Origin of the sequence: Streptomyces typhae, assembly GCF_009755605.1 — a bacterium.
GTDB classification, from domain to species: domain Bacteria; phylum Actinomycetota; class Actinomycetes; order Streptomycetales; family Streptomycetaceae; genus Streptomyces; species Streptomyces typhae.
Map to the genome: position 1 here is coordinate 223,661 of NZ_WPNZ01000002.1, position 13,503 is coordinate 237,163.

Annotated in this window: 26 protein-coding genes; 20 read left to right on the forward strand and 6 right to left on the reverse strand. The window is 71.0% G+C overall.

The window, feature by feature from the left end; translation table 11 throughout:
• Position 1: 1 nt before the first annotated feature.
• Positions 2-214: a hypothetical protein gene (locus GPA10_RS05100; protein ID WP_157164424.1), complete on the forward strand. Its 213-nt coding sequence runs from the start codon at positions 2-4 to the stop codon at positions 212-214.
• Between the two features lie 229 nt (positions 215-443).
• On the opposite strand, the gene GPA10_RS05105 is transcribed toward GPA10_RS05100, so the two are convergent.
• A complete protein-coding gene (locus tag GPA10_RS05105) occupies positions 444-659 on the reverse strand; it encodes a hypothetical protein (RefSeq protein WP_157164425.1) in 216 nt (71 codons plus the stop codon).
• Positions 660-682: 23 nt separating this feature from the next.
• Entirely contained in the window at positions 683-1,012 is a 330-nt protein-coding gene (locus tag GPA10_RS05110; protein WP_343040343.1) for a DUF6233 domain-containing protein, read from the reverse strand.
• Between the two features lie 92 nt (positions 1,013-1,104).
• On the opposite strand from GPA10_RS05110, the gene GPA10_RS05115 reads away from it, so the two are divergent.
• Entirely contained in the window at positions 1,105-1,281 is a 177-nt protein-coding gene (locus GPA10_RS05115; RefSeq protein ID WP_157164426.1) for a hypothetical protein, read from the forward strand.
• Between the two features lie 15 nt (positions 1,282-1,296).
• Here the strand turns inward: GPA10_RS05115 and GPA10_RS05120 are convergent, their stop codons facing one another.
• A complete protein-coding gene (locus GPA10_RS05120; protein WP_157164427.1) occupies positions 1,297-1,731 on the reverse strand; it encodes a DUF6221 family protein in 435 nt (144 codons plus the stop codon).
• A complete protein-coding gene (locus GPA10_RS05125) occupies positions 1,724-1,999 on the reverse strand; it encodes a helix-turn-helix domain-containing protein (RefSeq protein WP_343040344.1) in 276 nt (91 codons plus the stop codon). Before GPA10_RS05125 ends, GPA10_RS05120 begins: the two co-directional genes overlap by 8 nt.
• A gap of 183 nt (positions 2,000-2,182) precedes the next feature.
• Here GPA10_RS05125 and GPA10_RS05130 point away from each other — a divergent pair, with 183 nt between their 5' ends.
• From GPA10_RS05130 to GPA10_RS43315, 12 genes are all read left to right on the forward strand, one after another.
• Positions 2,183-2,491, forward strand: coding sequence for a hypothetical protein (locus tag GPA10_RS05130; RefSeq protein WP_157164428.1), 309 nt, complete (start codon positions 2,183-2,185; stop codon positions 2,489-2,491).
• On the forward strand, positions 2,488-2,661 hold the full coding sequence (locus GPA10_RS41610; protein WP_198351508.1) for a hypothetical protein: 174 nt from the start codon (positions 2,488-2,490) through the stop codon (positions 2,659-2,661). Before GPA10_RS05130 ends, GPA10_RS41610 begins: the two co-directional genes overlap by 4 nt.
• Positions 2,658-2,948 carry a hypothetical protein gene (locus GPA10_RS05135; RefSeq protein ID WP_157164429.1) on the forward strand — a complete coding sequence of 97 codons (291 nt, stop codon included), beginning with the start codon at positions 2,658-2,660 and terminating at the stop codon, positions 2,946-2,948. The genes GPA10_RS41610 and GPA10_RS05135 overlap by 4 nt, the downstream gene beginning before the upstream one ends.
• A gap of 65 nt (positions 2,949-3,013) precedes the next feature.
• Entirely contained in the window at positions 3,014-4,096 is a 1,083-nt protein-coding gene (locus tag GPA10_RS05140; RefSeq protein WP_157164430.1) for a hypothetical protein, read from the forward strand.
• A complete protein-coding gene (locus GPA10_RS05145) occupies positions 4,093-4,305 on the forward strand; it encodes a hypothetical protein (protein ID WP_157164431.1) in 213 nt (70 codons plus the stop codon). Before GPA10_RS05140 ends, GPA10_RS05145 begins: the two co-directional genes overlap by 4 nt.
• The gene (locus GPA10_RS05150) at positions 4,302-4,841 is read left to right on the forward strand and encodes a hypothetical protein (protein WP_157164432.1); all 540 of its coding nucleotides are present in this window, start codon (positions 4,302-4,304) and stop codon (positions 4,839-4,841) included. Before GPA10_RS05145 ends, GPA10_RS05150 begins: the two co-directional genes overlap by 4 nt.
• A complete protein-coding gene (locus tag GPA10_RS43310; protein ID WP_157164433.1) occupies positions 4,838-5,350 on the forward strand; it encodes a hypothetical protein in 513 nt (170 codons plus the stop codon). The genes GPA10_RS05150 and GPA10_RS43310 overlap by 4 nt, the downstream gene beginning before the upstream one ends.
• On the forward strand, positions 5,347-5,988 hold the full coding sequence (locus GPA10_RS05160) for a hypothetical protein (protein WP_157164434.1): 642 nt from the start codon (positions 5,347-5,349) through the stop codon (positions 5,986-5,988). The genes GPA10_RS43310 and GPA10_RS05160 overlap by 4 nt, the downstream gene beginning before the upstream one ends.
• A 63-nt stretch (positions 5,989-6,051) precedes the next feature.
• Positions 6,052-6,312 (forward strand): hypothetical protein, encoded by a 261-nt coding sequence (locus GPA10_RS05165; RefSeq protein ID WP_157164435.1) that lies wholly within the window; start codon positions 6,052-6,054, stop codon positions 6,310-6,312.
• 78 nt (positions 6,313-6,390) lie between these two features.
• Positions 6,391-6,543 carry a hypothetical protein gene (locus tag GPA10_RS05170; RefSeq protein WP_157164436.1) on the forward strand — a complete coding sequence of 51 codons (153 nt, stop codon included), beginning with the start codon at positions 6,391-6,393 and terminating at the stop codon, positions 6,541-6,543.
• Between the two features lie 63 nt (positions 6,544-6,606).
• Positions 6,607-6,780 (forward strand): hypothetical protein, encoded by a 174-nt coding sequence (locus GPA10_RS05175; protein WP_157164437.1) that lies wholly within the window; start codon positions 6,607-6,609, stop codon positions 6,778-6,780.
• 135 nt (positions 6,781-6,915) lie between these two features.
• The gene (locus GPA10_RS43315; RefSeq protein WP_157164438.1) at positions 6,916-7,272 is read left to right on the forward strand and encodes a hypothetical protein; all 357 of its coding nucleotides are present in this window, start codon (positions 6,916-6,918) and stop codon (positions 7,270-7,272) included.
• 46 nt (positions 7,273-7,318) lie between these two features.
• Here the strand turns inward: GPA10_RS43315 and GPA10_RS43950 are convergent, their stop codons facing one another.
• The gene (locus GPA10_RS43950; RefSeq protein WP_157164439.1) at positions 7,319-7,813 is read right to left on the reverse strand and encodes an endonuclease domain-containing protein; all 495 of its coding nucleotides are present in this window, start codon (positions 7,811-7,813) and stop codon (positions 7,319-7,321) included.
• Complete coding sequence (locus tag GPA10_RS05190; protein ID WP_157164440.1) at positions 7,806-8,006, reverse strand: hypothetical protein; 201 nt, start codon at positions 8,004-8,006, stop codon at positions 7,806-7,808. The genes GPA10_RS43950 and GPA10_RS05190 overlap by 8 nt, the downstream gene beginning before the upstream one ends.
• 105 nt (positions 8,007-8,111) lie before the next feature.
• On the opposite strand from GPA10_RS05190, the gene GPA10_RS05195 reads away from it, so the two are divergent.
• The 6 genes from GPA10_RS05195 to GPA10_RS05215 all read left to right on the forward strand — a co-directional run bounded on the left by GPA10_RS05195 (position 8,112) and on the right by GPA10_RS05215 (position 13,503).
• Complete coding sequence (locus GPA10_RS05195) at positions 8,112-8,495, forward strand: WYL domain-containing protein (protein WP_157164441.1); 384 nt, start codon at positions 8,112-8,114, stop codon at positions 8,493-8,495.
• 77 nt (positions 8,496-8,572) lie between these two features.
• A complete protein-coding gene (locus GPA10_RS05200) occupies positions 8,573-9,097 on the forward strand; it encodes a hypothetical protein (RefSeq protein ID WP_157164442.1) in 525 nt (174 codons plus the stop codon).
• Positions 9,078-10,577, forward strand: coding sequence for a hypothetical protein (locus GPA10_RS05205; RefSeq protein WP_157164443.1), 1,500 nt, complete (start codon positions 9,078-9,080; stop codon positions 10,575-10,577). The genes GPA10_RS05200 and GPA10_RS05205 overlap by 20 nt, the downstream gene beginning before the upstream one ends.
• Positions 10,578-10,627: 50 nt before the next feature.
• Positions 10,628-10,759, forward strand: coding sequence for a hypothetical protein (locus GPA10_RS43320; protein WP_281364758.1), 132 nt, complete (start codon positions 10,628-10,630; stop codon positions 10,757-10,759).
• Positions 10,760-10,774: 15 nt separating this feature from the next.
• The gene (locus tag GPA10_RS05210; protein WP_157164444.1) at positions 10,775-12,394 is read left to right on the forward strand and encodes a phage portal protein; all 1,620 of its coding nucleotides are present in this window, start codon (positions 10,775-10,777) and stop codon (positions 12,392-12,394) included.
• A complete protein-coding gene (locus GPA10_RS05215; RefSeq protein WP_157164445.1) occupies positions 12,391-13,503 on the forward strand; it encodes a head maturation protease, ClpP-related in 1,113 nt (370 codons plus the stop codon). Before GPA10_RS05210 ends, GPA10_RS05215 begins: the two co-directional genes overlap by 4 nt.

The window sequence follows — 13,503 nt, forward strand, 5'->3', positions numbered from 1 at the left end:
CATGGCAGAGGAACGCCGTCTGGGACTGGCCAGCGAGAAGCCGACGTCCCGGTCACGGGTCGTCGCCCGCGACGAGGCTGACGGAGGGCAGACGATCATCGTGGTGAAGCGTGATGCGGAAACCGACCGGATGTCCGACGCGGAGATTCTGGCGAAGGCCGACAAGTACCTGCGCAACCGCCGCCACCTGCGAGCGGTGGACGACGCGGAGTAGGCCAGCGAGCCCCGGGCACCACCCCGGGGCTCAGTCGTCGGCCCTCCAGGCGCAACGCCACGACCAGCGTAGGGCCGTCAGCAGTCGGAGACTCCCTGCGGCTGGGGAGATCAGCAGGATCTGGCGTCGATCCGGGCAGCACGCGGCCCGCCGTTCCCCACGGGACCAGCGGGCCGAGACGTGAGTGCCCCCCCTCACGGTGACGCACCACGACCGTACGTCGGCTTGATCAGTGCGTCCAGACCTCGGGGCCGCCCCCGCGCCACTCGATCATCTGCGAGCGCACCACGTCCATCTCGTCCCAGCCCTGGAGCCCGGCCTGCTGGAGCAGCGCGGCGATGTCGCGCGCGGAGTAGGCGAGGCCGAGGATCGTCCCGTCCGCGCGGATGCGCCGGCCGCCGTCCTCGTCGGGCGGATAGATCACGACGGGTGCACTGGAGACCATGCCCCCAGCGTGCGGCAGGCGGCTCAGTCCAGCACGCCGAGCTCGGTGTCCGGCCGGCAGTGCGGGCACGCCTCCACGCCCTCGGCCAGCGCCCGCCGCGCCTCCTCCATCACGGCGGCGCGGGTGTGCTTGCCCGCGGTGGGGCAGTCGCCGACGTGAACGTAGATCGGCGGCCGTCCCGCGGCACCCTCGATCAGCCAGTCCGGGGGCGGCGGCCGGCGCGCGAGGCCGCGGGCCCGTTCGGCTTCCTGCCGCTCGGCGGTCGCGATCGCTTCGTCGAGGCGGTGTACCCACATGGCGTGCCAGGTCCGCAGGGTGCGGAGGCGGGGCAGGTCAGGGGGTAGATCGGACACAGGTTCGATTCTAGGTGCACCGAGCGACGGGGGCCGGAGGTGGGGCACAGGCGTACGATTCTGTTGAATCGCGAACAGACAGGAACGCCGCTATGAGCACGCCCGCCCCTGAGGTCACCTACGAGCCCCCGATCACCGGGGCCGGACCCTGCGCGACGGCGCAGTGCGAGCGGCAGGCACAGAAGTACGGCCCGGCGAACGGGCGCCCGTCGAGCCCGCTGTGCAACGTCTGCCTCGCCAAGGTCAAGCGCGACGGCGCGGGCACGTAGCCGCGCGCCGTTGAGCTACGGCCGCCACTCCTCGCGATAGCCCGGCCGGTCCGCGTAGGGCAGCGCGAGCAGACGCAGGGTCGGGCAGGGGAAGACCTGTTCGACTTCCCCGTTGTCGCACGTGGTGCACGCCCAGCCGTTGAGTGCGTGTTCGGCGAGGATCCGCCTCTTGGCGTCGATCTCGCGCAGCACCCGCGCCGGGCCCCAGGTCGCGATGTGTTCCGCCGCCGCGCGACCGTCGAGTACGGCCGCCCGCTCGCCACTGTCGCCGTCGATACGCGACACCCGGGCGACCGCCCGGCAGGTCGGTTCGCTCCGGACGCTGTACTGCCCCACGTCCGAGTCCTGAGTGACGTACCACTCGACGTCTCCGAGCGTCACCATGGCAGCTCGCGCCGCCTCCGTGTCGACGTCGAGCTGCTCGCCGAGCCACCGCACGAGATCATCCATCCTGCGCCCCCTTACGCGGCCGATTCTTCCCAGACCCTGAATAGCCAGCCTCGATGTCCTGCACCGTCCGCAGGGACACGCCGAGCCGCGCCGCGATCTTCCGGTACGAAACCGGAGGCTCCTGGGCTCGCATGTCCAGCACGACCTGGCGCCGCTGCTCCCGCCACCGTTTCGCCCTCGCCTCCTGATCCGCCAGAACTTCGCTGATCGCTCTGGCGCGGGACTCCGGGTCGGCGATCGCCTCCACCTCGTCCATGGCTTCGATCACGCGTTGAGCCTCCTCGGTCACACCCGGCCTCATCTCTTCGGGCGGGCCGCTTGCCTTGAGCGTATGGGACCCCATACGGTCGTGTGAAGCAGCCCGCGCTGCTGACGCAAGAAGGCCCCGGCCCGGCGCTGGAACGCCATAAGGGCCGGGGCCGCCCACCTTCAACTCCACGAAGAGGCAGGCATGCCCGAGCGTACCGATCAGCCCCCTGAACAGCCCACCCCCGCGCTCCCCGCGCCCTCCTACGCCGCGCAGGTCCTCACCACCGCGGCCGCCGAGCTGGAACGCATGGGACGCACCAGCCTCGTCACCGAGGGCGCCCTCCGCCGCGCGATCACCGTCGCCGTCGCCACCCGCCTCCACCAGCTCCCCACCACCGTCGCCGACGAGGCCGCGCGCCGAGCGTGGGCCGCGATCCCGCCCGGCGTGGACGGCAACACCGGCCGCGTCCAGGCCGCGGTCCTGCGCGGCACCGCACGGAGGCTCGGATGAGCGAGCCCACCGCAGCCGAGCGCGTCGCCGCACTCCACGCCGAGGGCGCCGCCGACTACGCCCACGCCCACGACCCGGATGTTCAAGCCGCCGCCCGCGACCAGCTCGCCCTCGCCCGCACCCACGGCAACGAGCAGGCCGGTGCCCAGACCGGGGGCGGCGCCCAGTGACCGACTACGCCGCCCTCTCCGAAGCGCTCCTCGCCGCCGCTGACGCCATGCACCGCGACATGACCCTCGACGCCGACCGCGCCCTCCGCCACGCCATCTACGGCGAGCCGGACGCGGCCCCCGAAGAGGACACGGACGCGGCCGCCCTGCACCTCGAAGCGCTCACCGCAATCGCCGAGCTCTGCACCGTCCAGCCCGAGCAGGTCGCCGGCCTCCCACACGGCCGCGCGCAGATCGCCGCCCGCATCGCTTCCAGCCGCGCCGCCGTCCAAGCGCACCGCGACTGACCCCGACCGGCCGGGCCCGTCACCACCCCCGGGCGGGCCCGGCCTCCCCTTCCTGGAGCCACACCGTGAAGACCCTCACCGGAGGACAGCGGACCGTCCTCATCCTCACCACGATCCCCATGATCGCGGTAGGCATCGGGGGCGCCATCGGCACCTACGCCAACGCCTCCGCCATCCTCCACCGCAAGGAAACCGCCCTCGGCGTCGTCGCGGCAGGGGAAGGCGCCACCCTCGTCGCCGCCCTCGTCATGATCGTCGTGACCATGCTCGGCCAGCCCGCCCCCCACACCGTGCGCGCCGCACTCTGGCTCCTCCCCCTCGCCGCCTCCACGATGGGCCTGGCCATCGCCCCCAGCGTCACCGAGGCCGTCGTCTACGCCCTCACCCCGCTCGCGATGACCGCCAGCGCCGAGGGCATCAGCTTCCTCGCCCGCCGGATCGTCGTGCACCGCACCGGCATCGACATCGAAGCCCAGCGCAAGAACGCAGCCACCATGCGGCGCCTCGCCTACCACCGCGCCCGAGCCGCGCGACACCCACGCAAGCGGGTCCGCAAGCGGTCCACCCTGCGCGTGTGGCGGCTCATGAACCACGTCGGCGACGGCGACGCCCAGCTCGGCTCAGGACTCGTCCAGATCCAGCGTGACCGGCTCACCGAGGGCGCCAACGCGGCACTCGCCGCCATGCTCGACACGCCCCCGGCTCTCCCCGAGCTGACCGCAGAACAGCCCGTGAGCCGTGAGCCTGAGCCTGAGCCGGGCGACTTCGACGACGTCGTCGGCACCGCCCTCATCGTCGCCGCACCCGAACTCGGCCACGCCCCCGCCACCCCACCCCTCTTGGGCCGCGAACCCCTCCACCCCACCCTTGACCTGCACGTCTCACGTGAGCCCGCCCTGAGCCCGACTGAGCCGCTCACCCACGCCCACGGTGAGCCCGCTCCTGAGCCGCCCCGTGAGCCCGACAGTGATCCAGGAGCCGACGACCGCGAGCAGCAGATCGCCGAACTCGCCGCCCGGCTCAGGACCGGGGAGCGGCTCACCAAGTCCAGCGCCGCCGAAATCCTCGGCGTGAGCCCGGCCACCGCCGGCCGACGACTCAAGGACGCGCGCGCCCGAGCCGGAGACGGAACGGGGTTCTACCCGTGATCCGCATCCTGATCTCCGCCGGGGGCCTGATCCTCGCCCTCGTCTGCATCGCCGCCGTCGGCGCCGCCGCCGCACTCGCCGCAGCCACCTGGGGCGACCGCCACCCGCACCGGCTCACCACCACCGCCCGCGCCCTCGCCGTGGCCGTCGCCGGGCTCTGCATCCTCCTCGCCGCCACCAGCTACCTCGCCGAGGCATTCCTGTCATGACCGACCAAAAGCCCCCGATCATCCCGACCCGGGTCATCCCCAGCGGTGCGCCGCTGCCCGACCGGCCGCCCGAGCCCGGTGAGCTGCCCCCGTGGTGGCCCCCGCCACCCCCGCCCGCGGCACCAGCCCCACCCCCGCCGCCCCCACCACCGCCGCCGTCGCACCCAGGCACGATCGAGGTGCGCATCACCTACGAGCCGCCCGTCCCCGTCGAACCCACCCCGTCCCGCTGGCAGTGGCTGACCGACTGGCTGCGCCCCTGGCAGTCCCTCGTCGCCGCCGGAATCGCCCTGCTGCCCGCATTCGACGGCTACAGCCTCGCCACCGGGTGGGGCGCCGCCCTGCACGACGCCCGCACCACCGAGTCCATCGGCGCCGCCTACGTCCTGGCAGGCGCCGGGATCGGGATGGCGCTCCTCCTCGACCGCACCGGCCGCCTCCTGCCCCGCGCCCTGCTCGTCACCTCCATGGTCGGCGCGCTCGGCGTCATGGACTGGTGGGACCCCTTCCTCATGCTCACCGGAGTCTCCCGATGACCGGCACCACCACCCTCACCCTCGGCGGTCTCCTCGCCGCCCTCCTCGTCCTGCTCGCCAACCTGTACCCGTGGTGGACCGGCAACCGCGAGATGAAGATGCTCGCGCCCTTCGGTAAGGGCTTCACTGGGGCGGCCTGCGCCGCCGCCTGCCCCGGCGGTCTCCTCGGCTGGGCCCACTCCCGGTCCGGCACCGTCGCCAACGGCGCAGGCGAACGTACGGGGGCCGTCACTACCGGCACCAGCTCCGCCTCCGGAATCACCAACGGCCAGCTCGTCGGCCTCGGCGCCACCGGCGCCGTGGTCGCCGTATGCGTCGTCTTCCTCGTCTGCCTCGCCTACAAGGCCGCCGGAAAGGCCGACAAGCGCCGCATCCTCGGCGGGGCCTTCGTCGGCTCCGTCCTGCTCCTCACCGCAGGCGTGGCCGGTGCCCTGGCCTGGCTGCCCGGCACCCTCAACACGGGCGGCGAGGTCCTGGTCGACGCGGTGCAGGGAGTGGGCGTCCTGTGACCCGCCTCTCCCGCGCAGCCGACCGGCTCGCCACCGGCTCCAACCTCCTGACCAGACGACTCCTCGCCAGGGCCGCGGCCTGGTGCGCGCGCGGCCGCCGCACTGACCTGACCGGCTGGAAAGCCATCCTCGGCATCATCCTCCGCGTCCTTCTGCTGGCTCTGGGGGCGTACCTCGCTGCCCCTATCGTGCGCGCCCTGCCGTGGCTGCTGTGGCTCCTCACCGGCTGGTGGCTGTGCGCCGCCTGGAGAGCCGCCCGAAAAGCCGCCGCAGACTCGCCCGAAGAAGCTCCCGAAGAGGCGTCCGAAGAGGCTTCGGAAGAGGCGTCCGAGGAAGTCCCTGCCGACGGCGACGGGGAGACTCTCCGGGCCTTCCTCCTGGAGCTCATGGGGACCGGCTCCGCGGTGCACCTGCGCACCGTCCTGGACCACCTCCAGAAGCGCCCCCCGACGGCTGCCCTGACGGCCCGCTGGACGATCGCCGATCTGCGCTCCTGTCTGGAGGCGCACGGCATCCCCGTGCACCCCAAGGTCAAGGCCGCCGGTGGGGGGCCGACTCGCGGGGTCCGGCGGGTGGATCTGACCCCTTCCCCGACCGACGCGCAGGAGACGTCTACCGCGCCGTCTACCGCTGCCTGACCTGCACGTCTACCACCGCATCTACCGACATCTACCCGCCATCTACCGCCCAGGGAGACAGCCGTGACCCCCGCCGAGAAGCTCGACTTGTACGACCGTCCGCCCGTGGCCGACGTGGACAGCTCCGCCCGCTACCGCAAGGAGACGAGCAGCGACGACGGGCGCACCTGGGAGCACCCGCGCCAGATGACGGGCAAGTTCCTCCGCCACGACATGGTCGACGCGCTCGCCGCGGGCTGCGCCGTCACGGTCGAGGGCGGTGCAGCCGTCATCGAGTCCCCGCACCCGATGGGCGGCTGGATTCGCTACACGCTCATCTGCTGACCCCGGGGCGGCCGCTCGCTGCCAGGCATCCCGGCCGCCCCGGTATCCATCCCGATCACACGAGACAGGAACCCCATCGTGCCACTGCGCGACGACATGCCCACCCGGGCGCCCGACGGCGAGAGCGACCCCGAGTACGCCACCGACTACCAGGGCAGCAGGGGCGGTTGGTACCCCACCGACCCCAAGCCCGTACCCGGCACGCCCCAGCCACGCACCGAGCAGAGCTGACAAAAACGTGACAGAACGCGGAAAGCACTCCTCCACCACGACCGCCTCCGAGAGGCTGGCTCCATGAGCGAACCGAACCCCGAACCTCCGCAGAGCCCCGAGGGCGACTCCTTCTACTGCGCCCCACCACCAGGCTGGGACCCCGACGACGACTGGGAGCCAAGCAACAACGACTCCCTGCACTACGCCACGTGCATCGCCGACCCGACCGACCCCAACGACTTCTACGACCCCTGATCGGCAAACCGGGCTCCGCGCCCGGCACCGGCCCCGCCGCGCCACTCCGTCGCGACGGGGCTTCGTCATTCCCTCCCCACCGCCGCAGCCGCGCCGCTACGATCCCGCCCCATCACCATCCACGGGGGGGGACCCATGCGCCGCACCAGCATCGCCGTACTCACGCTCGCCGTCGCCACCTTGGCCGGCTGCGGCTCCGACGACAGCTCCGACACCAAGCCCAAGAAGCCGAGTAAGACGACCACCGTTGACGCAGCCGAGCAGCGCAGAGCCTGTATCCAGGGGTGGATGGACGTGCTCGAAGCGCGCCCGGACGACTTCGACCCGGAGACCGACGAGGACCTTGAGCCTGCCGGATGTGCGGGCGTGCCGGACGTGGTCCGGGAGGACTTGTACATGGACGCGCTGGAGCAGGTGAACGAAGAGGGACAGGACGAGCTCAGCGACTGCCTGGACGACCCGGGCTGCACGAGCTTCCCTGTGCGCCCTTAGGGAAGGACACGGCGGCCCCGCTCCGGTCATCCGGGCGGGGCCGCCGTCACGAGGTGGGGCGGTCACAGAGACGAAGGTTGTGCGGGCCGTAGTGCCGTTGCAGCCACATCCACGTGCGAGGCGAGCCACGGTACTTGGCTACGTGCCTCCACACCTCGCCATCTCGGCGCCAGCGGAGTCCACGGCAGGCCACGACGATCGACCCATCCGGCGGCTCGGGCTTCGGCTCAGCGTCGGCGCCAAGCCGATGCAGCTCCTCACGCCACCACGGCCTGGCTAGGTAGCCTGTCGCCCACTTGGGCGTGACGCCATCCGGCAACGCCGTGTTGCAGGTTGAGCACAGCAGACCACGCACAGCCCATTGGCCGACAGTGGCGTCGTGATCAACAACGAGGAACCCGTGCTTCGTCTGCTCAGGGGCCGCGCGGCAGATCTGGCATCGGCCAGCGGCGCGACGGACTAGCCGATCGTAGTCCTCGCAGCCGAGGTGATACGTCCGGTGGCTGCACGCCCGGCCTCGCGGTTTGACGTGGTCAGCCATCCGAGAGGAGTGAGCGGCCGTCAGCTACCAGGCGTCTGACGGTCTCTCGGCTGTAGCCGGTGGCTTCGATGATGTCCTTCTGCTGCATGTGCTCGGCGGCTTCGGCGAGGCCTCGGGCGCGGGTGCGCTCTGCCTCAGCGACGGTCTCGTCGTAGGCCTGTCGGATCTTGGTGACGTCATCTCGGGTGAGCATGCCCTCATGATGCCTCACGCGCTAGGCCTAGTCCACTTGACATGCCTCACGGGCTAGGCCTAGCCTATTAGGCATAGCCAGTCAGGCAAGGCCGAGGGGGACCCGATGAGGCACACCGCACACGAGACCAGCACCCAGACCCTCACCCGCCTCATCAAGGCCCTCGACAACCAGCACCCCATCACCATCACCTACACCAAGGCCGACGGCACCGAGACCATCCGCACCATCGAAATCTTCGACATCACCGTCACCGCCGTCGGCGACATCGTCCTCCGCGCCATGGACCGCACCAGCGGCGAAGCCCGCTCCTTCCGCCTCGACCGCATCCAGACCTACACCATCCACCGCACCGCGTACGTCGTGCCCCGCCCGGCCGCCGACGAGCCCCGCCCCGCACGCGGCCTCGCCACCATCACCGTCCTCTACCCCATCGACCTTCCCGCCCTCGCGCGCGTCCAGCTGCTCGCCGACGCCCTCGCCGCCTAGAGCCAGTTGCGCGCGTCGTTACCATCCATCAAAGAACTTTGACGCGGCAACACGCAGGCGAGAGGCAGGTGGACGCCGTGGCCAACCCCCACCAGGACGCCCGCAACCACAACACCGGCAGGTACGAACGCACCCTGGAAACCGCCCAGCGCGACGCCCGCGCCGCCGCACTCCGCGCCGAGGGCCGCACCTACCAGGAGATCGGCGAGGACCTCGGGATCACCAAGGGGGCCGCCATGGACGCCTGCCGCCGCGCCGTACGCGAAGCCGTCCAGGACTCCGCCAAGGACCTGATCAACCTCGAAGTCACGCGGCTCGAAGCGATGTACGACGAGGTCCTCGACATCCTCCAACGCGAGCACTACGTCGTCTCCCACGGACAGATCGTCCGCGACGACACCGGCACCGCACTGCGCGACGACGAGATGAAGCTGAAGGCCATCGACAGAGCCCTGCGCACCCGCGAGTCGTTCCGCAAGCTGCTCGGCCTCGACGCTCCCTCGCGCGTCAGCGTCGAAGCCGAGCAGCTCGGCCGCGAGATCGGCCGACTCCTCGACTCCGCCCTCGGCCCGGACGACACCGGTGACGACACCGACGCGTGACGCGGTCCGCCAGCAGATCGACATGCTGGTGCGCGCCGGGGACACCAAGGCCCTGCGCGAGATACGCGACCAGCTCCGCCGGAAGGTCGACCGGCGCAACCTGCGCGAGCGCTCCCGCCTGTACGCGCACAACCCGGTCGGCTGGGTGCAGGAGCGTCTGCGTCAGACCGTGTGGTCGAAGCAGCGCGAGATCATGCTCAGCGTCCGCGACCACCGCAGGACCGCCGTCCGCTCGTGCCACGGTGCGGGCAAGTCACACACTGCCTCGCTGGTCGCCTCCTGGTGGCTGGACACGCACCCGCCCGGAGAGGCCTTCGTCGTCACCTCAGCGCCGACGTTCGCTCAGGTCCGGGCGATCCTGTGGCGCTACATCCGCCGCACCCACCGCCGCGGCAAGCTCGCCGGCCGGGTGAACCAGACCGAATGGCACATCGACGACGAACTCGTGGCATTCGGCCGGAAACCCGCCGACCACGACGAGAGCGCGTTCCAAGGCATCCATGCCCGGTACGTGCTGGTCATCCTCGACGAGGCGTGCGGCATCCCCGAGCAGCTGTGGGTGGCGGCGGACGCGCTGACGACGAACGCGGACTGCCGGATCCTCGCAATCGGCAACCCGGACTCGCCCTCGTCGCACTTCCGGAAGGTGTGCCTACCCGGGAGCGGTTGGCACGTCATCGGCATCAGCGCGTTCGACACCCCCAACCTCACCGGCGAGGAAGTCCCGGAGCCGGTGGCGCAGGCCCTCGTGGGCAGGGAGTGGGTAGAGGAGAAGGCGAAGGAGTGGGGCGAGGACAACCCCCTCTACCGAAGCAAGGTCTTGGGCGAATTCAGCGAGGACGCACCCAATCGCGTCGTCCGCGCGAGCGACATCGCCGCGTGCCGCATCGACCCCGAGGCGAAGCCGAAGGCGGAAGACCTGGAGCCCGTCGAACTCGGCGTCGACGTCGGCGGCGGCGGAGACGAGACCGTCATCCGCGAACGCCGCGGCCGCCGCGCTGGCCGAGAGTGGCGGGCGCACACGGACCGGCCGGAGAAGATCGCCCCGCTCGTGCTCCAGGCGCTCAAGGAGAGCGGCGCGGGCGCGGTGAAGGTCGACAGTATCGGCGTGGGGTTCGGCGTGATCGGTGAGCTCCGGAACCTGGCCAGCCAGGGCAAGCACAGCGCGCGGATCGTCGGCGTGAATGTCGGCGAGAAGTCCTCTCAGCCGGACAAGTTCAAGAACTTGCGGGCCGAGATCTGGTGGGAGATCGGCCGCGGCCTGTCCGAACGCAAGGGGTGGGACCTGTCGTCCATGGCGAACGACGACACGACGGTCGCGCAGCTGCTCGCGCCGCTGTGGGACGTCGACGCGCAGGGGCGTATCCAGGTGGAGCCGAAGGATGAGATCAGGAAGCGACTGGGGCGGTCGCCTGACAACGCTGACGCCCTGTTGTTGGCTTTCTACAGCGGAAGCCGAACAAGGGTGAGGTGGCTATGAATCGCACGAGGGAAAGAATTCGCAGCTCAGTAACCAAGTTCAACGGTTGCATGCCTGTTCTGCTTGACACGTCTGGCATCATCCTGTTGTCGGGTTCCGCCATGATGATCCACATGGCGGCGGGAGTCGCTGCCGCGGGCATCGGCTGCCTCGTCCTGAACTGGCGGATCTACGGCAGGTGACAGAGGGGAGGGCTGGTGGCCAGAACCCTCCTCGGCGCCCTCCTCAGCCGAACCGCCACCGCGAACCTCCCCGTCCCTCTCGTCGGCCGCGCGGCCACGTACGGCGCGTACATGCAGCGCCGCGACGCCGAGGGCCAGATGCGCGCCATGTCCGCAGTCGGGACCCTGTTCGCGATCGTCGACCGCACCTCGAACGCCACCGCGCTCGTGGACTGGAAGCTCTACCGCAAGGCCAGGTCCGGACGCGACGAGGACCGTGTGGAGGTCACCTCGCACGCGGCCCTGGATCTGTGGAACCGGCCCAACCCGTTCATGCCGCGGCAGGAGTTCGTCGAGTCCAGCACGCAGCACTACGACCTCACCGGCGAGACCGAGTGGGTCATCGCCCGGCGGCCCGGCGTGAGCATCCCGCTGGAGATGTGGCCGGTCCGTCCTGACCGCATGACGCCCGTGCCTGACCGGGAGACCTTCCTGAAGGGCTGGGTGTACACGTCGCCCGACGGCGAGCAGATACCCCTTGGCCTCGACGAGGTCATTCAGCTCCGCCGGCCGAACCCCTTGGACCCGTACCGCGGGCTGTCGCCGGTGCTGTCGATCCTCCCTGACCTCGACACCAGCCGGTACGCGGCGGAGTGGTCGCGGGCCTTCTTCGTCAACAGCGCGCAGCCGGGCGGGATCATCGAGGTCCCGCAGGCGCTCTCGGACCAGGAGTTCGACGAGCTGCGCGAGCGATGGAACGAACAGCACCGCGGCGTCGGCAACGCCCACCGCGTAGCGATCCTGGAGCACGGCAAGTGGGTCGACCGCACCATCAGCCAGCGGGACATGCAGTTCGTCGAGCTGCGCGGCGCCACTGCGGACCGGGTCCGCGAGGCGTACGGGATCTCGAAGACGGCGATCGGTGACTTCGAGGACATCAACCGGGCCTCCGCGCTCGCGGCCAAGAGCTGGTTCGCCGAGCAGATGACGATCCCCCGCCTGGAGCGGATCAAGGCCGCGCTCAACCATGAGCTCCTGCCCATGTTCGGGCGGGCCGCCGAGGGCCTGGAGTTCGACTACGAGAACCCCGTCCCGCCGGACGCCGAGACCGAGGCGACCACGCTCACCGCGAAGGTCGGCGCGGCGGCGGCGCTGATCGAAGCGGGGGCGTACGGCCCGGCTGTGCTCGAAGCGTTCGACCTGCCGGAGATCCAGTTCGGCGCTCCCGGAGCCGACCCGGACCGGGAGCTCCTCATCAAGCTGGTGACCAGGGCCCCGCTGCTCGCCCCGACAATCTTGCCCATGTTGGGGTTCGACGTGCCGGAGAAGCCGACGACGGACGCGCCGCCCCCGCAGGACGAGCCCGCCCCCACGCCTCCCGCCGACGACGAGCCGGTGGACGCATGGGGTACCGCCGTCGCCGGGCTCCTCGGCGAGGACGTCGAGGCCGCGATGCGGTACGAGGCCGTGGCCCACATCGACGACAACACGTGCGGCCCGTGTGCGGACAACGACGGCCGCGTCTACCGCAACCGCGCGCAGGCCTACAAGGACTACCCGGGCGGCCGGGGCTACGTGAAGTGCGTCGGAGCCGAGCACGGCAACGAGTGCCGGTGCGTTGTCCGCAAGCGGAAGAAGACGAGGGACGACGAATGATCAACTTCCCCGCGAACCTCGCCTCGTTCGTCGCCCGGCAGCGGGAGCAGGCCGACAAGCAGCGCGCCCAGCTCGGCATCGAAGCTCGGTCCTGGTACCGCATCAGCAACACGGCGGACCCGGACGAGGCCGAGGTGATGCTGTACGACGAGATCGGCGGCTTCTGGGGAGCGACGGCCGACGACTTCATCGCCGACCTGAAGCAGATCACCGCCCCTCGCATGCGGGTCAGGGTGAACTCACCGGGCGGCTCAGTGTTCGAAGGCGTAGCCATCGCGAACGCGATCCGCTCCCACCCCGCGACCGTCACCGTCCAGGTCGACGGCATCGCCGCGAGCATCGCCTCCGTCATCGCGATGGCCGGAGACCGCGTGGTCATGGCCCCGCAGACCATGATGATGATCCACGACGCGGCCGGGATCTGCATGGGCAACGCCGCGGACATGGCCGAGATGGAAGAACTCCTCGACCTCATCTCCGACAACATCGCCGACGCCTACGCCGCCCGTGCGGGCGGCACCCGCGAGCAGTGGCGCGAGCGGATGCGCGCGGAGACCTGGTACCTCCCCGAGGACGCCGTCGAAGCCGGGCTGGCCGAGGAGTGCCTGCCGATCCCGAAGAAGAGCGGCACCGCCCCGGAGCCCGACGAGGGCGAAGAGGAGCCGGAGATGCGGCGCCGCTTCGACCTGACCGCGTACGGCTACACCGGCCCGCGGCGCCCGGACACCCCGAAGCCCGCGCCCGGCCCGCCCCGCGCGGCGGACCCGACGCCCGAGACCCCCTCGCCGCAGCTGGTGGTCAGCCTGGCTGATCTCCTCGGTGAGGCGGCGGTGGCCACGCTCCGGGCCGCCGTGACGGCGCCGGCCGAGCCCACCGCACCGGCCGGCGCCGATCCCGCCGTTGAGGAAGGCCGCGTACCAGTCACGGACAGCGCGGAGGAACGTACTGACGCCACCGCGCCTGCCGCAGAGCCCGTCCCTGAGACGCCAGACAACGACTGGGCGGCCGTGGTCGCCCACCTCATCCCAGAGCCCGACCCGTGGGCCGCGCTCACATCCCACCTGACCCACCCCACGGCGTCGTCCAGCGCGGCGACGGAAGCAGCCTGA